This is a genomic window from Stenotrophomonas lactitubi (assembly GCF_002803515.1).
Lineage (GTDB): Bacteria > Pseudomonadota > Gammaproteobacteria > Xanthomonadales > Xanthomonadaceae > Stenotrophomonas > Stenotrophomonas lactitubi.
In genome coordinates this window covers 1,181,505-1,198,363 of sequence record NZ_PHQX01000001.1, presented here as the reverse complement: position 1 = coordinate 1,198,363, position 16,859 = coordinate 1,181,505, and the positions used below count along the sequence as shown (strand labels likewise).

Sequence of the window (16,859 nt, the reverse complement as noted above, 5' to 3'; positions counted from 1 at the left end):
ACCCTGCTCCGTGGATTCAATCGAGCATGCCAGACAGCAGCGGCACGAAGGTGACCGGCGCCAGCACGCGTTGTTCGATGCTGCCGTCGTCCTTGCGGTCAAGCTGCACCAGCGACTGTGCGCCCGCGCCACCGACCGGGGCGACCAGACGGCCCCCTTCGGCCAGCTGCTCGACCAGGGCATCGACCAGCGCCGGTGCGGCGGCGGTGACCACGATGGCGTCGAACGGGCCATGCTCGGCCCAGCCAACGCGGCCGTCGTCGTGCTTGGTGCGGATGTTCATGCCCAGCGCGCGGAAGCGCTTGCGCGCCTGCCGCAGCAGGTCGCCGATGCGCTCGACGGTATAGACCTCCAGCCCCAGCGCGCCGAGCACCGCCGCCTGGTAGCCAGAACCGGTACCCACTTCGAGCACCTTCTTGGGTGTCACCTGCAGCACGGCCTCGGTCATCCGCGCGACCACCCACGGCTGCGAAATGGTCTGGCCGTGGCCGATCGGCAGCGCGGTGTCTTCATACGCGCGCGAGGCCAGGGCCTCGTCGATGAACAGATGACGTGGCACCACCCGGATCGCGTTCAGCGTCGACTCGTCGACGATGCCGGCCTCGCGCAGGCGGTCGACCAGGCGGTCACGCACGCGCTGCGAGGTCATGCCGATGCCGACCGCTTCCGGCTGCAGGCGCAGGCGTGGGCTCATGCCGGCTGGTCCAGCGCGGCGGTAAGGCCGCCGACCCAGCTGGCGACCTTTTCCAGCGCCTGGTAGCGGGTCAGGTCGACCTGGATCGGGGTGATCGAAATGTGGCCGGTGCGCACCGCATGGAAATCAGTGCCCGGGCCGGAGTCCTGCTCGCGGCCGGCCGGACCGATCCAGTACACCTCGTTGCCGCGCGGGTCTTTCTGCGCGATGCAGCCTTCGGCGCGATGGCGATTGCCCAGGCGGGTGACTTCGAAGCCCTTGACCTCGCTCCACGGCAGGTCCGGCACATTGACGTTGAGGATGGTGTCGGCCGGCAGCGGATCGGCCTTCAGCCGGGCAACGATCTCCACCGCGGCACGCGCCGCCGTCTCGAAATGCTTCGGGTCGTGGTTGCGGGTCACCAGCGACACTGCGACAGCGGGCAGGCCGAGGAAACGACCTTCCATCGCCGCCGACACGGTGCCGGAATAGATCACGTCGTCGCCGAGGTTGGCGGCGTTGTTGATACCGGACACGACAATGTCAGGCTCGAACTCCAGCAGGCCGGTCAGCGCAAGATGCACGCAATCGGTAGGCGTGCCGGCCACCGACACGGTGTAGTGGTCGATGCGCTTGAGCCGGATCGGCAGATCCAGGGTCAGCGAATTGCTGGCGCCGGAGCGGTCGCGGTCGGGTGCGACCACCGTGACTTCGTGCCCGGCCTCGCGCAGCACGGACGCAAGCATCCGGATGCCTGCCGCGTCGACACCGTCATCATTGCTGACCAGGATGCGCATCTTCGATTTAACCGCTTGATTTTCCAAGAATTCGATCCCGTCACCTTGCATCGTGGGCGAAGCCGACCCGTCTCCTCCAAGGAGGAGGCAGCTCCGCAAGTGCGCCGACTATTGTGCCGCAAGCGGGCGCTGGGTCCTACCCTGTCTGCGGTCACGGCCGGCATCAAACGGTCATAGGCAGACCCGCGCAGCCGGTTTAACCTGTGCGCATGTCGCACCCTGAAGACGAAGATCCGGCTGCCTTGTTCCGTGCAGCCATCGGCGAAGTGACGCCGCTGCGCAAGGAAGTGGAGCCCGCGCCTGCCGCGCCGCGCCCCAAGCCGCGCGCGCGCATGGCCGAGCGCGACGACGCCGAAGCGGCCGGTGAGTTCGCCCGGCTGCTGCGCGACAACACTCCCCTCGAAGCGGGCGACGTTGCCAGCTATCGGCGCGACAACCTGCCGCCACGCCTGTTCCAGCGCTTGAAGCGCGGGCAGTACTCGGTGCAGGACGAACTGGACCTGCATGGCGCCACTGCCGCGCAGGCCGAGACGATGCTGCGCCAGTTCCTGCTGGAGGCGCACGCCCACGAGTACGGCTGCGTGCGCATCATCCACGGCAAGGGCCTGCAGTCCGATGGCAGTGCGCCCGTGTTGAAGAACCTGGTGGACCGGCTGTTGCGCCTGCGCAACGACGTGCTGGCGTTCCATTCCGCCCCAACCGGGCAAGGTGGCACCGGCGCAGTGCTGGTGCTGCTGGCGCGGCGCTGACGTTCTGGCGGCTGGATTCATCCACGCATGGCGTGGATCTACTGGGGCGAGCGGAAGCAAGTAGATCCACGCCATGCGTGGATGCACTTCGCCTCCGCCCCCATTTTCTTTCAGGCCTGCGACGCGTCTTCGATGGGCCCGAGCTCGTGCAGGACGGCCGTGGCGTAGCAGCCCGGCGGTAGCGCGAAGGACAGCTCCAGCACGTCAGCGGCCAACCACTGGTGCTGCAGCAGTGCCGGACGCAGCCGCAGCGCGCGTCGCTCCTGCTTCAGCCGCGCCTCTTCCAGGCCGACACGCAGCGCCTTGGATTCGTCATCATCCAGCGCTGCCAGTTCCAGCTCACGGGCGGCGTCAGTGCTGCGCAGCTCACCCTCGCCCCACAGCGGGGCGCTGGGGTGGATGTCGAAGCGCGCCAGGCGCTCGGCCAGCACGTCGCTGTACGGCTCGGGACCGAACACGCTGCGGCTGCCGTCCAGCATCCACACTTCACCCTGCAGCGGCTGGTCCCAGCTGCCGTGCTCCACGCGCGCGGCCAGCACCCGGTTGAACAGCGCCGAACGGGCGGCCGACAACAGCAGCGAACGCTGGTCCTTGCGCATGCGGCGGCCCCCGAACATCGCCAGCGCGGCCGGTACATTGCCGCCATCACGACCGAAGCGCTGCTCGCCGAACCAGTTCGGCAGGCCGCGCGTGGCAATCTGCTGCAGGCGCTCGTCGATTGCCGCGGCGTCACCCTGCACATCGCGCAGCACCAGCTTGAAGCGGTTGCCCGCCAGCGCACCGCGCTGCAGCTTGCGGTTGTGCCAGGTGGACTCGATCACCTCGATCTCGTCACTGGCCAGTTCGGCCAGGTCCGGCGCGACGCGCTTGGGCAGATGCACACTGAAGCGCTGGGTGGTGACCGCATTGCGATCCTTCATGCCGGCATAGCTGACCGCCATTTCCGGCAGACCCGCCCACTTGGCCAGCACCTTGGCCACGTGCATCGTGTTCGCACCACGCTTGCGGATATGCAGCAGCAGATGCTCACCTTCACCCGTCGCCTCGAAGGCCGGTAGTTCATCGACCTGGAAGTCTTCCGGCGTGGTGCGGATGCGCGCCTGCAGCAGCGGCGCGCCGAAGGCCAGCGGCAGCGGGATCATGCGGCCACCAGCAGGACGACTGCCTGCGCGGCGATGCCTTCGCCGCGGCCGGTGAAGCCCAGCTTCTCGGACGTGGTGGCCTTGACGCTGACCGCATCCAACGGCAGCTGCAGCAGTTCACCGATGCGCTCACGCATGGCCAGGGCATGCGGGCCGACCTTGGGCCGCTCGCAGATCACGGTGATGTCGGTGTTGCCGACACGCCAGCCGCGCTCGCGCAGCAGGCTGTCGCAGTGGCGCACGAACTCGCTGCTGTCCGCGCCCTTCCAGCGGTCGTCGCTGGGCGGGAAGTGCTGGCCGATGTCACCCAGCGCGATCGCGCCAAGCATGGCGTCGCACAGCGCATGCAGGATCACGTCGCCATCGCTGTGCGCAAGCACGCCGCAGCTGTGCGGTACCGCAACGCCGCCGAGCATGATGTGGTCGCCTTCACCGAAGGCATGGACGTCGTAGCCCTGACCGATACGGACGGGCGGGAACGGGGAGGTGCTCATGGATGCAGCCCTTGCAGCAGGGCCGCGCGGGCGATCAGCCGGCGCGGCGGGAGAGTACGAATTCGAAACGATCGAGATCGGCCGGGGTGGTGACCTTGAAGTTGTCCTCGCTGCCTTCCACCAGCAGCGGGCGCTGGCCCTGGCGCTCCATGGCCATGGCGTCGTCGGTGACGTCGATACCGGCGGCGGCCGCTTCGGACAAGGCGCGGATCAGCTGGTGACGGCGGAACAGCTGCGGCGTCAGTGCACGCCACAGGCGCTCACGCGGTTCGGTGCCATCGATGCCGCCATCGTCGCCAGCACGCTTGAGCGTGTCGCGCACCGGCGCGGCCAGAATGGCGCCGACCGGGTCGGTACGCCCTACTTCCAGCAGGCGGCCAAGATCGGCCTGCGACAGGTTCGGACGCGCCGCGTCGTGCACCAGGACGAATTCATCGGCACGCACACTGTCCGGCAGGGCCTGCAGCCCCGCCAGCACCGAGGCGGCGCGGGTGGCGCCACCGGTGCAGGTCAGCACCGGCTTGCCGGCCCATTCGGTCCAGCCCGGCCAGTCAGCATCGTCCGCACCGATCACCACCATCGCCCCGGCCACGGCCGGGTGTGCCAGCAGCGTGTCCAGGGTATGGGCGAGCAGGGTCTGCCCGCCAGCCTGCAGGTACTGCTTGGGCAACGGCGCACCAAAACGCGTGCCGCGCCCTGCGGCCGGAACAACCACCCAGATCGCCGCGCTCATGGCACGTCTGCCGGATGGTCACCGGCCTGGGCCGTGACCGGCGCAGGCTGCGCCGGACGCGTTGGTGCATCTTCCACGACGCGATAGAACTTCTCGCCGGGCTTGATCATGCCCAGCTCGCTGCGCGCGCGTTCTTCGATGGCGGACTGGCCTTCCTTGAGGTCCTTCACTTCAGCAGCAAGCGCATCGTTACGCTGCTGCAGACCGTCATTGTCCCGCTCCTGGTTGGCGACCTGGGCTTCGAGCATCATCACTTCACCCGAATTGCCCGGGCCGAACCAGAAACGGTACTGCAGCCATGCCAGCAGCAGGGCCAGCAACAACAGCAGCCAGCGCCAGTCGCGCATCGGCTCAGCGCTTCAGCGACACGAACGCGTCACGACCAGCGTAACGCGCGCCGGCACCGAGAGCTTCCTCGATGCGCAGCAGCTGGTTGTACTTGGCCACGCGATCGCTGCGGCACAGCGAGCCGGTCTTGATCTGGGTGGCAGTGGTGGCCACCGAGATATCGGCGATGGTGGTGTCTTCGGTTTCACCCGAACGGTGCGAGACCACGGCGGCGTAACCGGCACGGTCGGCCATGGCGATCGCTTCGAGGGTTTCGCTGAGGGTGCCGATCTGGTTGACCTTGATCAGGATCGCGTTGGCGGTGCCCGAATCGATGCCTTCCTGGAAGATCTTCGGATTGGTGACGAACAGATCGTCGCCGACCAGCTGCACCTTCTTGCCGATGCGATCGGTCAGCAGCTTCCAGCCCGCCCAGTCGTTCTCGGCCAGGCCGTCTTCGATGGTGATGATCGGGTACTGCGCGGCCCAGTCGGCGAGGAAGTCGACGAACTGCTCGGAGGTCAGGCGCTTGTTCTCGCCGACCAGGTTGTACTTGCCGTTCTCGAAGAACTCGCTGGAGGCCACGTCCAGGCCCAGCAGCACGTCTTCACCGGCGGTGTAGCCGGCCTTGCCGATGGCTTCAAGGATGGTGTCCAGCGCTTCGACGTTGCTGCGGAAGTCCGGCGCGAAGCCGCCTTCGTCGCCCACCGCCGTGCTCAGGCCGTGGCCCTTCAGCACCGACTTCAGCGAATGGAAGATTTCGGTGCCGGCACGCAGCGCTTCGGAGAACGAGGTGAAGCCGACCGGCAGCACCATGAATTCCTGGAAATCGACGTTGTTGTCGGCGTGCGCGCCGCCGTTGATGATGTTCATCATCGGCACCGGCAGCGACGGGGTCGCGCCGGTCTTGCTGGCCAGGTACTGCCACAGTGCCTGCTTGCTGGAGGCAGCGGCGGCGTGCGCGGCGGCCATGGAAACACCCAGCAGTGCGTTGGCGCCCAGGCGGCCCTTGTTCTCGGTGCCATCCAGATCGATCAGGCGACGGTCCAGGCCGGCCTGGTCGGTGGCCTCGAAGCCCTTCAGTGCGTTGGCGATGGCGCCGTTGACGTTGTCGACGGCCTTGCGCACGCCCTTGCCGAGGTAACGGGTCTTGTCGCCGTCACGCAGCTCCACCGCTTCCTTGGTGCCGGTCGATGCGCCGGAGGGAACCGCGGCGCGACCGAACGAACCGTCCTCCAGGGTGACTTCGGCTTCCAGCGTGGGGTTGCCACGGCTGTCGAGGATTTCACGGGCATGGATGCTGCGGATCGTACTCATGGTCGGGCCGGTTACCTGTATGGAGAGGGGGCGACAAAAACGAATGCCGCGTGATTATCCCCGGCTACCCCTCACTTGCCAAATGGCCTGAGCGGCATCAGCCCCAGCTGGACCCGATCACGATCATCACCAGCGACACCAGCATCACCAGCAGCGCACCGGCAATGGCCGCGCATACCGGCCCGCGTCCCCGTCGCCAGGCCATCACCATCGCGCCCAGGCTGCCCACGAAAGACAGCACCAGCGTGACCAATGCGCCCAGCATCCAGTACTGCACAGCCTGCACGCCGTTGTTGCCATCCCCCGGCGGCCGGAAGCTGGCGGCGAAGGCCAGCACGCCCAGCAGCAACGCGCCCCAGGCGAGCACCGACAGCAACAGGGCGATCAGGCCCCAGGGGCGACTGCGCGAGGGTTCAGGCGTCGTATTCATCAAAGCAGATCGTGCAGCAGGATGCCCACCCACAGCGACAGCAGGACCATCGCCAGTGCAGCGGTGACCCTGCCCCGGTTCAGGCGCCAGCCGAGCACCGCGGCGAAAAGCCCTGCGGAAATGATCAGCACTTCGGCCACCGCCAGCGCGATGACGAAAGGCAGCAGGTTCACTACCGGACCGCCCGCACTGGACGGACGCATACCGGCACCGAACAGCATGCCGATGGCGAATACGCCGGATACCGAAAGCAAGGCCAGACCGAGTGCAATCGGGCCCCACGGCCACTGCCGCCAGTGCCGGCGACGACGCTGGATCTCCAGCGCCGCCTGCGGGTGCTGACTCACGCGAAGCGCGAGAAGCCGTGCTTCTTGGTCACCGCGTCAAGCTCCATCAGGGTCTCGAGCAGGGCTTCCATCTGATCCAGCGGCCACGCATTGGGGCCATCGGACAACGCCTTGGACGGGTCCGGATGGGTCTCGGCGAACAGGCCGGAGATGCCCACGGCAACCGCGGCGCGAGCCAGTACCGGCACATGCTCGCGCTGGCCGCCGGAACTGGTGCCCTGCCCGCCCGGCAGCTGTACCGAATGGGTGGCATCGAACACCACCGGGCAGCCGGTATCGCGCATCACCGCCAGCGAACGCATGTCGCTGACCAGGTTGTTGTAGCCGAAGCTGGCGCCACGCTCGCAGACCATGATCTGCTCGTTGCCGGTGGCCTTGGCCTTCTCGACAACGGGCTTCATGTCCCACGGCGCCAGGAACTGGCCCTTCTTGATGTTGACCGGCTTGCCGGCCGAGCACACCTTGCGGATGAAGTCGGTCTGGCGGACCAGGAACGCCGGGGTCTGCAGCACGTCCACCACCGAGGCCACTTCGTCCATCGGGGTGTACTCGTGCACGTCGGTCAGCACCGGCACGCCGATCTGCTTCTTGACCTCGGCCAGCACCTTCAGGCCCTCTTCCATGCCCGGGCCACGGAAGGCCGTGCCGGAGGTGCGGTTTGCCTTGTCGAAGCTGGACTTGAAGATGAAGTTCACACCGAGCTTGTCGGTCACTTCCTTCAGCTTGCCGGCGGTATCCAGCTGCAGCTGCATCGACTCGATCACGCAGGGGCCGGCGATCAGGAACAGGGGCTGGTCCAGCCCGACCTCGAATCCACACAGTTTCATGGCGTTTCCTTGTTGTCCGCTACACCGGCAGTGCCGGTGCGCTGGGGTTGAAGCGAGCAAGATGGGGGCCGGCGGCCCCCATGACAAGTCAGGCGCGCACTTCCTGCAGCAGCTTGCCACCGGCCTTGCGCTCGCGCGCGGCACGGATGAAGCCGATGAACAGCGGGTGGCCATCACGCGGGGTGGACAGGAATTCCGGGTGCGCCTGGCAGGCCAGGAACCACGGATGCTGGTCGCGCGGCAGCTCAACCACTTCCACCAGAGTGTCATCCATCGACTTGCCGGCGATCACCAGGCCCGCGTCTTCCAGCTGGGTGCGGTAGCGGTTGTTGAACTCGTAACGGTGGCGGTGACGCTCGGCGACCACGTCCTTGCCGTACAGCTCGCGGGCCAGCGTGCCCGGCTTCAGGCGCTGCTCCTGCAGGCCCAGGCGCATGGTGCCGCCCAGGTCGCTCTTGTCGTCACGCTTTTCCACGTCGCCGGTGGCGGTGCGCCACTCGGTGATCAGGCCGATCACCGGGTTAGGCGACTGGCGATCGTTCTCGGTGCTGTTGGCGTCTTCCAGGCCCACCACGTGGCGCGCGTAGTCGACCACGGCAGCCTGCATGCCGTAGCAGATGCCGAAGTACGGCACCTTCTGCTCACGGGCGTACTGCGAGGTGAGGACCTTGCCTTCGAAGCCACGGTCGCCGAAACCACCCGGCACCAGGATGCCGTCGACATCAGCCAGCGCGGACATGTCGCTGCCTTCCAGGTCCTGCGCTTCCAGCCACTTCAGGGTGACCTTGGTGCGCTGGCGCAGGCCACCGTGCTTGAGCGCCTCGCCGACCGACTTGTAGGCGTCCTGGTGGTCGATGTACTTGCCAACCACCGCGATGGTCACCGCATCCAGCGGATGCAGGGTGGCATCGACGGCGTCTTCCCACATCGAAAGGTCGGCCGGGCCGGCCTTGTCGGCCAGCTTCAGCTGGTTGATGACGATCTCGTCCAGGCCCTGTGCGTGCAGGCCCATCGGAATGCGGTACAGCACATCGACGTCGGGCACGCTGATCACCGCGCGCTCGGAGACGTTGGTGAACTGGGCGATCTTGCGACGCTCCGAATCCGGCACCGGCTGTTCCGAGCGGCACAGCAGCACATCCGGCTGGATGCCGATCGAGCGCAGTTCCTTCACCGAGTGCTGGGTCGGCTTGGTCTTCAGTTCACCCGCGGCGGCGATGTACGGCACCAGGGTGAGGTGCATGAACAGTGCCTTTTCCGGGCCACGCTCGGTGCGCACCTGGCGGATCGCCTCCAGGAACGGCAGCGACTCGATGTCACCGACGGTGCCACCGATCTCCACAAGGGCCACGTCGAAGCCCTCGGTGGCTTCGTCCATGCAGCGACGGATCTCATCGGTGATGTGCGGAATGACCTGCACGGTCGCGCCCAGGTAGTCGCCGCGGCGCTCCTTGCGGATCACCTCTTCGTAGATGCGACCGGTGGTGACCGAGTTCTTGCGGCTCAGGCGGGTGCGCACGAAACGCTCGTAGTGGCCCAGGTCGAGATCGGTTTCGGCGCCGTCGTCGGTGACATACACCTCACCGTGCTGGAACGGGCTCATGGTGCCCGGGTCGACGTTGATGTACGGATCGAGCTTCATCATCGTGACCTTCAGGCCACGCGCTTCGAGAATGGCGGCCAGTGACGCGGCGGCAATACCTTTGCCGAGCGAGGACACCACGCCGCCGGTTACGAAAATCAAGGGAGTCATGGCTGCAAGCATCCTGTCTGGAAATGGAAAACGGCAGCGCCACGCCTGCCCGGGGGGCGGGCGTGGAGCAGAAAGGGGGTTTTCCGGTTCGCTGGAGCAGCGAGGGAGGTGCGGGCCCGGCCAGCGCCAGGCGCCAACGGGGAACCACCCTGCGAGGTCGGGGCGGCCGTGCCGGTCACTTCGACCGTCACCTGCGACCCGCTTTGCTGGAGGCCACGCTTGGCCGTGCCAGCCCATTCGCAAATGGTGGACACGCACTTACTCCCGGAAAGCCATAGTTTACAGATAGATGGCCGCCAACCCAAGGGGCAGATGACGCCATCGGCAAAAAGAAACGCCCCGCTGGGCGGGGCGTTCAAGGGTGAAACCCTTGTGGCAAGGGCTTCGGAGGGGCAGAAGAATTACTTCTTCTTGCGTGCCTCTTCCTCTTCTTCCTGCTGCGGCACCGGCTGGCCCTTGGCCTTCATCTCGGCATTGGCCTGCGCGCGGCGCTTGGCCTTGGCGTCGGCTTCGGACTGCGCCTTGTCGGCCTGGTCACCCTGCTGCGGAGCAGGCTGGCCGGCGTTCTGCGCCAGCACCATCGGCACTGCAACAGCGGCGGCAGCCAGGATCGCAATGGTCAGCAACTTCTTCATGGAGTCCTCCTCGCGGTATGGCTCGGATATGGGGGGCGCCGGTGTTCGGTTCCAGCGGTTGCCATTTTACCCCCTCCCCGCCAACGAGGCTGAACCGCAGGCGTGCAAATTCCCGGTCCAGACCGCACACTTGCCCGTCGCTCCACGCTTTCGAAGACAGATGAACGCCCGCTATAACGCCGCCGATATTGAAGTCCTGTCCGGCCTTGACCCGGTCAAGCGCCGCCCCGGCATGTATACCGACACCGCGCGCCCGAACCACCTGGCGCAGGAAGTGATCGACAACTCGGTGGACGAGGCCCTCGCAGGCCATGCCCGCTCGATCGAGATCACCCTGTTCAAGGACGGCAGCGTGGAGGTCAGCGATGACGGCCGCGGCATGCCGGTGGACATCCATCCGGAAGAGAAGATCCCGGGCGTCGAGCTGATCCTTACCCGCCTGCATGCCGGCGGCAAGTTCAACAACAACAACTACACCTTCTCCGGCGGCCTGCATGGCGTCGGCGTCAGCGTGGTCAATGCGCTGTCGACCCTGGTGGAAATCCACATCAAGCGCGAAGGTGCCGAACACCGCATCACCTTCCGCAACGGCGACCGCGCCTCGCCGCTGGAAGTGGTCGGCACCGTCGGCAAGAAGAACACCGGTACGCGCCTGCGTTTCTGGCCGGACCCGAAGTACTTCGATACGCCCAAGTTCGCGGTGCGTGCGCTCAAGCACCTGCTGCGCGCCAAGGCCGTGCTGTGCCCGGGCCTGACCGTCAAGCTGACCGACGAAGCCACCGGTGAAGTCGATACCTGGTATTACGAAGACGGCCTGCGCGACTACCTGAAGATGGAGCTGGGCGATCGCGAGTCGCTGCCGGCCGATCTGTTCGTCGGCAACCTGAAGAAAGACACCGAGATCGTGGACTGGGCCGTGGCCTGGCTGCCGGAAGGCGAACTGGTGCAGGAAAGCTACGTCAACCTGATCCCGACCGCGCAGCACGGCACCCACGCCAATGGCCTGCGCACCGGCCTGACCGAAGCGCTGCGCGAGTTCTGCGACTTCCGCAACCTGCTGCCGCGTGGCGTCAAGCTGGCCCCGGAAGACGTGTGGGACCGCGTGTCGTTCGTGCTGTCGCTGAAGATGACCGACCCGCAGTTCAGCGGCCAGACCAAGGAACGCCTGTCTTCGCGCCAGGCCGCAGGTTTCGTCGAAGGCGCCGCGCACGATGCGTTCAGCCTGCTGCTGAACCAGAACGTGGAGCTGGGCGAAAAGATCGCGCAGATCGCCATCGAGCGCGCCAGCGCGCGCCTGAAGACCGAGAAGCTGGTTGTCCGCAAGAAGGTCACCCAGGGCCCTGCCCTGCCCGGCAAGCTGGCCGACTGCATCAGCCAGGACCTGTCGCGCACCGAGTTGTTCCTGGTCGAGGGCGACTCGGCAGGCGGCAGCGCCAAGCAGGCCCGCGACAAGGATTTCCAGGCGATCCTGCCACTGCGCGGCAAGATCCTCAATACCTGGGAAGTGTCCTCCAACAGCGTGCTGGCCTCGGAGGAAGTACACAACCTGGCAGTGGCCATCGGCTGCGACCCGGGCAAGGATGACATCACCGGCCTGCGCTACGGCAAGGTGGTGATCCTGGCCGACGCCGACTCGGATGGCCTGCATATCGCCACCCTGCTGACCGCACTGTTCCTGAAGCACTTCCCGGCGCTGGTCGATGCCGGCCACGTGTTCGTGGCGATGCCGCCGCTGTTCCGCATCGACGTGGGCAAGCAGGTGTTCTACGCCCTGGATGAGGAAGAGAAGCGCTCGATGCTGGACAAGATCGAACGCGAGAAGATCAAGGGCGCCATCAACGTGACCCGCTTCAAGGGCCTGGGCGAGATGAATCCGCCGCAGCTGCGTGAATCCACCATCCACCCGGACACCCGTCGCCTGGTGCAGCTGACCGTCGACGATCGCGAGCAGACAAGCTCGCTGATGGACATGCTGCTGGCCAAGAAGCGCGCGTCGGATCGCAAGGGCTGGCTGGAGAGCAAGGGCGATCTGGCTTCGCTGGAAGCCTGACGCTCGCGGCCCTCCTGTAGAGCCGAGCCCACGCTCGGCTGCATTTCGCGCCGTGCCGGGCAGCCGAGCATCGGCTCGGCTCTACAGACATCACGCCCCCATCGGCAAACCCTGCGGGTCCATAATGCGCGCTCATCCGCGTGGACGACCCCATTGCCCGCCAACTCGCTGCTGTTTCCCGGGCTGCCGCTGCACAGCGCGCGCCTGGTGCTGAGTCCCATCCGCCGCGATGACGCCGCGGCCCTGTTCGCCCTGCAGTCCGACCCGGACGTGATGCACTGGTGGAACCACCCGGCATGGACGCGCCCCGCCGAAGCACGTGCGCAGATCGACGACGACCTGGCCGCACAGGCTACCGGCACGCAGTTGAAGCTGGCCCTGCGCGAATCGGTGGACGGCCCGCTGCTGGGCATCTGCGTGGTGTTTGCGCTGGATCGCGACGCCGCCCGCGCCGAAATAGGCTATCTGCTTGCACCTGGCAGGCAGGGCCACGGCTACATGCATGAAGCGCTGCAGCGGGTGCTGGCCTATCTGTTCAACACCCTGCAACTGCATCGGGTGGAAGCCGAGATCGATCCACGCAACGAGGCCTCGGCACATGTGCTCGAACGCCTGGGTTTCCACCGCGAAGGCCTGCTGCGGCAGCGCTGGCGTATCCGCGGTGAACTGGCGGACTCGGCCGTGTATGGGCTGCTGGCCGACGACGCTGCGCCAGCTGCCACCTCGGCTTGACCGGATCAGGCCGCAACGCCGGCCCATGCCTTTGGACACATACGGCAGGCGACACCCCGTCCTAGCATCGGGGTCCCTTCCGCTGCCGTTCCGGTGCCATGAAGTTCCTGCTGCACTCTGCCGCGCTCTGCGTCGGCCTGCTGATCGCCCCTGTCTGCGTACTGGCCGCTCCTGCTGCTGACAGCGCCTCCGAAACGAAAGAAGAAAAGACCGAGGCCGCTCCGCTGCCGGCCGATGCGTCGGCTCGCCAGAGCATGCGCCTGGCGGGCCGCACCCTCGACTACACCGCCACCGTCGGCACGCTGCCGGTACGCGATGCGAAGGGCAAGGTGATCGCCGATGTGGTGTTCACCGCCTACACCATGCCGGGCAAGGACCGGCCGGTGACCTTCGCGCTCAATGGCGGCCCCGGCGCGTCGTCGGTGTACCTCAACCTGGGCGCCATCGGCCCGAAGGTGGTGACCTTCGGTTCGGAAGGCGACAGCGCATCGGCGCCGGCGAAGCTGCACGACAATCCTGGCACCTGGCTGGATTTCACCGACCTGGTGTTCATCGATCCGGTAGGAACCGGCTTCAGCCGCGCCCGCATCGGCGATGACGAAGCGAAGAAGCAGCTGTACAACCCCAGCGCCGACATCGAGTACCTGTCGCGCTCGATCTACGACTGGCTGCTGCGCAACCAGCGCATGGGCGCGCGCAAGTACCTGACCGGCGAGAGCTATGGCGGCTATCGCGGCCCGCGCATCACCCACTTCCTGCAGACCCGCCTGGGCGTGGCGATGAACGGCCTGGTGCTGGTGTCGCCGTACCTGAGCCCGACCCTGGAAGACAACGCCGATGTTTCGCCGATGGCGTGGATGCAGACCCTGCCCTCGATCGCGGCCGCGCACCTGGAGCGCCAGGGCAAACTGACCGACGCGGCGATGCGCGAGGTGGTCGAGTACACCCGCGGCGACTACGCCACTGCGTTGATGAAGGGCCGCAGTGATCCGCAGGCGACCGAGGCGATGCTGCGCCGGGTGGCCGAGTTGACCGGCCTTGACCCGCAGTTCGTGCGCCGCGCTGGCGGTCGCCTGGAAACCCAGGCCTACCTGCGCGAGGTGTTCCGCGACAAGGGCACGCTGGGCAGCCGCTACGACTCCAACGTCACGGCATTCGATCCGTTCCCGAACGATCCGGAGCAGCGCGCCAACGATCCGCTGCTGGACAGCATCATCGCGCCGACCACCACGGCGATGGTCGACTTCGTCACCCGCGAGGTCGGCTGGAAGGTGGATGCGCGCTACCAGGCGCTGAACTACGACGTGAACCGTCTGTGGGATCGCAATGGCGACCTGCGCGAGGGTGCAGTGACCCAGCTGCGCCAGGCGGTGGCGATCGACCCGCATCTGCAGGTGCTGATCGTGCATGGCTGGAATGACCTGTCGTGCCCGTTCATGGGCTCGATCCTGACGGTGGACCAGATGCCGACGATGGGCAGCAATCCGGACCGCGTGCAGGTGCGCAGCTATCCAGGCGGGCACATGTTCTACAGCAGGGCTGACAGCCAGGCGGCGTTCCGCAGGGATGTGCAGGCGCTGTTCCAGCGTAATTGAGGGGTGTGTGGGCCGGGCCTGCGGCCCGGCACTCGCAGAGGCCAGAGCAACGGCAAAGGCTCGGCCTCTGGAGGGCGGCGGGATGGGGTGGGTGTGCAGGACACGCCGTGAACCCGTCCTTGGGGGCTCGATGGCGCCATCCATGGCGCCAACGGTCCTGCACACCCACCCCACCCCGTCGCTGACAGGTTCACGCGACCTGCAGTAGATCCACGCCATGCGTGGATACGGGGAAATGATCTGCCATGAAAAAAGCCCGCCGGAATCCGGCGGGCTTTTTGATTTGCCGGGGTCAGATCCTTTTCCCGTAGGGAAAGGGCTCTGACCCCAATGCCTCGGGCTTCAGGCCCAGCCGAACAGCTCGAACAGCTTCAGGATCAGGTAGGCGCAGCCGCCTGCCGCCGGGATGGTCAGGATCCAGGCCCAGACGATGCGCTCGATCACGCCCAGGCGCAGCGAACGCGGGTTCTTGGCGAAGCCGACGCCCATGATCGCGGTCGAGATACTGTGGGTGGTCGACACCGGCATGCCGAAGTGGGCAGCCACGGTCAGCACGGTGGCCGAGCTGGTTTCCGCGGCGAAACCGTGGATCGGATGCAGCTTGACCATCTTGTGGCCCAGGGTCTTGATGATCTTCCAGCCGCCCGAGGCGGTACCGGCGGCCATCACCACGGCGCAGGTCAGCACGATCCACATGGCGATGCCATCACCGGCGTGCGCGTCCGGATGCATGAAGGCCAGCCACGACGGCAGGTCGTTCAACGCACCGGTCGCTTCGGCCCCGATCAGGGTCATCGCGATGATGCCCATGGTCTTCTGCGCATCGTTGTGGCCGTGGGCGAAGCCCATGTAGGCCGCCGAGGCGATCTGCGCCTTGCCGAAGAACGCATTGACGATGCGCGGGCGCGCCAGTCGGCCGATCGCGCCGCCGATCTTGGCCAGGCCGGCGATCAGCGCCCACAGCAGCACCATCACCACGATGCCGAGCAGGAAGCCGGCAATCGGCGAGGTGATCATCGGCACGAACACCTTCCACAGCAGGCCCTTGTTCTGCGCCCAGCTGCCGAAGCGTTCCGACCAGATCAGCGCATCCCAGTTGTTGTGGGCTGCGGCCAGGCCGGCACCACACAGGCCGCCGATCAGCGCGTGCGAGGACGAGGACGGCAGGCCCTTCCACCACGTGATCAGGTTCCAGATGATGCCGCCGAGCAGCGCGCACAGGATCACCTGCGGGGTCACATCGACCACGTTGGTGTTGAGCAGGCCCGACGCGATGGTCAGGGCCACGGCGGTGCCGGTCAGCGCACCCAGCAGGTTCATGAACGCGGCGAGCATCACCGCCCAACCGGGCGAGAGCACCTTGGTCGCCACCACGGTGGCGATGGAGTTGGCGGTGTCGTGGAAGCCGTTGATGAACTCGAAAACGAGCGCGGCCAGGATCACCACCAGAACGAGGGTCAGCATGCTGTGGCGTCCGTCAGCTGTTCTTCAACACGATCTGGTAGGCCACCACGCCGGCTTCGCGGCAGCGGTCGATGGCCTTTTCCAGGATCTCGAAGAATTCCTTCAGCAGGAACATCTGCAGGTTGTCCAAGCGACCGGAGTAGATGTCGCGGTACAGCTCGAGCATCAGGCGGTCGGCCTCGTTTTCCAGCGAACGCAGGCGCTCGTTGAGCGCGGTCATCCGGTCCAGGTTCATGTGGCGCAGGTCGGCGACCATCTCCACCACCACGCCAGCGGCCTGCTCGAGCATCGCCGCGCGGGGCGCGAAGTCGATGTGCTCCAGGTGGGTCGTGGCCAGCGAATAGCGATCGGCGAACTTCTCGATCTGCTTGGGAATCTTGTACAGGGCCGAGCCCAGCGCTTCGATGTCTTCGCGCTCGATCGGGGTCATGAAGCTGTCCACCAGCGCCTGGCTGATCTTGTCCGAGGCCGCGCGTTCGCGCAGTCGGGCCAGCTTGAAGGCATCCAGGGCGGGCTGGCGATCGGCGTCGCGCAGCATCGAATGCAGTGCCTTGGCGGCATCGGAAGCCGCGACGGCAGCCTCATCAAGCAGGGTGTAGAACTGTTTGCCGGAACCGAAAATGGTCTGCAGAGAGAACATTGAGAAACCTGTCAGCCGTCGCGGGAAGGACGGCACCAGTGCGAATTATGACGGCTAGATGACCATCACGGGTATCCCTGCCCCCTTTTCGGGGCCGGGAGGCCCAAAACTGAACAGGCATTTGCCACCCAGCCACGGCCCTTTGCTAAGATGC

The 16,859-nt window shown here is 66.4% G+C and carries 18 protein-coding genes; 4 read left to right on the top strand and 14 right to left on the bottom strand.

Going from position 1 to position 16,859, the window contains the following annotated elements; translation table 11 throughout:
• Window positions 1–16 precede the first annotated feature (16 nt).
• Window positions 17–694: a protein-L-isoaspartate(D-aspartate) O-methyltransferase gene (locus CR156_RS05760; RefSeq protein WP_100552139.1), complete on the bottom strand. Its 678-nt coding sequence runs from the start codon at window positions 692–694 to the stop codon at window positions 17–19.
• On the bottom strand, window positions 691–1,470 hold the full coding sequence (gene surE, locus CR156_RS05755) for a 5'/3'-nucleotidase SurE (RefSeq protein ID WP_089240247.1): 780 nt from the start codon (window positions 1,468–1,470) through the stop codon (window positions 691–693). Before surE ends, CR156_RS05760 begins: the two co-directional genes overlap by 4 nt.
• A gap of 209 nt (window positions 1,471–1,679) precedes the next feature.
• Here surE and CR156_RS05750 point away from each other — a divergent pair, with 209 nt between their 5' ends.
• Entirely contained in the window at window positions 1,680–2,219 is a 540-nt protein-coding gene (locus CR156_RS05750) for a Smr/MutS family protein (RefSeq protein ID WP_100552138.1), read from the top strand.
• A gap of 110 nt (window positions 2,220–2,329) precedes the next feature.
• On the opposite strand, the gene truD is transcribed toward CR156_RS05750, so the two are convergent.
• From truD to CR156_RS05700, 10 genes are all read right to left on the bottom strand, one after another.
• Entirely contained in the window at window positions 2,330–3,361 is a 1,032-nt protein-coding gene (truD, locus tag CR156_RS05745) for a tRNA pseudouridine(13) synthase TruD (RefSeq protein ID WP_100552137.1), read from the bottom strand.
• Window positions 3,358–3,855: a 2-C-methyl-D-erythritol 2,4-cyclodiphosphate synthase gene (ispF, locus tag CR156_RS05740; RefSeq protein WP_089240241.1), complete on the bottom strand. Its 498-nt coding sequence runs from the start codon at window positions 3,853–3,855 to the stop codon at window positions 3,358–3,360. Before ispF ends, truD begins: the two co-directional genes overlap by 4 nt.
• Window positions 3,856–3,889: 34 nt before the next feature.
• Window positions 3,890–4,588 carry a 2-C-methyl-D-erythritol 4-phosphate cytidylyltransferase gene (gene ispD / locus CR156_RS05735; protein WP_100552136.1) on the bottom strand — a complete coding sequence of 233 codons (699 nt, stop codon included), beginning with the start codon at window positions 4,586–4,588 and terminating at the stop codon, window positions 3,890–3,892.
• The gene (gene ftsB, locus CR156_RS05730) at window positions 4,585–4,935 is read right to left on the bottom strand and encodes a cell division protein FtsB (RefSeq protein ID WP_089240237.1); all 351 of its coding nucleotides are present in this window, start codon (window positions 4,933–4,935) and stop codon (window positions 4,585–4,587) included. Before ftsB ends, ispD begins: the two co-directional genes overlap by 4 nt.
• Before the next feature lie 4 nt (window positions 4,936–4,939).
• A complete protein-coding gene (gene eno / locus CR156_RS05725) occupies window positions 4,940–6,232 on the bottom strand; it encodes a phosphopyruvate hydratase (RefSeq protein ID WP_089240235.1) in 1,293 nt (430 codons plus the stop codon).
• 97 nt (window positions 6,233–6,329) lie between these two features.
• Window positions 6,330–6,662 (bottom strand): hypothetical protein, encoded by a 333-nt coding sequence (locus CR156_RS05720; protein ID WP_100552135.1) that lies wholly within the window; start codon window positions 6,660–6,662, stop codon window positions 6,330–6,332.
• A complete protein-coding gene (locus CR156_RS05715; RefSeq protein WP_100552134.1) occupies window positions 6,662–7,009 on the bottom strand; it encodes a hypothetical protein in 348 nt (115 codons plus the stop codon). Before CR156_RS05715 ends, CR156_RS05720 begins: the two co-directional genes overlap by 1 nt.
• Window positions 7,006–7,836, bottom strand: a complete 831-nt coding sequence (gene kdsA, locus CR156_RS05710; RefSeq protein WP_014036736.1) for a 3-deoxy-8-phosphooctulonate synthase — start codon at window positions 7,834–7,836, stop codon at window positions 7,006–7,008. Before kdsA ends, CR156_RS05715 begins: the two co-directional genes overlap by 4 nt.
• A gap of 88 nt (window positions 7,837–7,924) precedes the next feature.
• Window positions 7,925–9,589 (bottom strand): CTP synthase, encoded by a 1,665-nt coding sequence (locus tag CR156_RS05705; protein WP_100464696.1) that lies wholly within the window; start codon window positions 9,587–9,589, stop codon window positions 7,925–7,927.
• A 401-nt stretch (window positions 9,590–9,990) separates the two neighbouring features.
• Complete coding sequence (locus CR156_RS05700; protein ID WP_089240228.1) at window positions 9,991–10,224, bottom strand: hypothetical protein; 234 nt, start codon at window positions 10,222–10,224, stop codon at window positions 9,991–9,993.
• 160 nt (window positions 10,225–10,384) lie between these two features.
• On the opposite strand from CR156_RS05700, the gene parE reads away from it, so the two are divergent.
• The 3 genes from parE to CR156_RS05685 all read left to right on the top strand — a co-directional run bounded on the left by parE (window position 10,385) and on the right by CR156_RS05685 (window position 14,601).
• Window positions 10,385–12,274, top strand: coding sequence for a DNA topoisomerase IV subunit B (gene parE / locus CR156_RS05695; protein ID WP_100552133.1), 1,890 nt, complete (start codon window positions 10,385–10,387; stop codon window positions 12,272–12,274).
• 153 nt (window positions 12,275–12,427) lie between these two features.
• The gene (locus tag CR156_RS05690; protein ID WP_100552132.1) at window positions 12,428–13,006 is read left to right on the top strand and encodes a GNAT family N-acetyltransferase; all 579 of its coding nucleotides are present in this window, start codon (window positions 12,428–12,430) and stop codon (window positions 13,004–13,006) included.
• A gap of 98 nt (window positions 13,007–13,104) precedes the next feature.
• Window positions 13,105–14,601 (top strand): S10 family peptidase, encoded by a 1,497-nt coding sequence (locus CR156_RS05685; protein ID WP_089240223.1) that lies wholly within the window; start codon window positions 13,105–13,107, stop codon window positions 14,599–14,601.
• Between the two features lie 342 nt (window positions 14,602–14,943).
• On the opposite strand, the gene CR156_RS05680 is transcribed toward CR156_RS05685, so the two are convergent.
• Window positions 14,944–16,065 carry an inorganic phosphate transporter gene (locus tag CR156_RS05680; protein WP_089240221.1) on the bottom strand — a complete coding sequence of 374 codons (1,122 nt, stop codon included), beginning with the start codon at window positions 16,063–16,065 and terminating at the stop codon, window positions 14,944–14,946.
• Between the two features lie 13 nt (window positions 16,066–16,078).
• Entirely contained in the window at window positions 16,079–16,705 is a 627-nt protein-coding gene (locus CR156_RS05675) for a DUF47 domain-containing protein (RefSeq protein WP_025878890.1), read from the bottom strand.
• Window positions 16,706–16,859 lie beyond the last annotated feature (154 nt).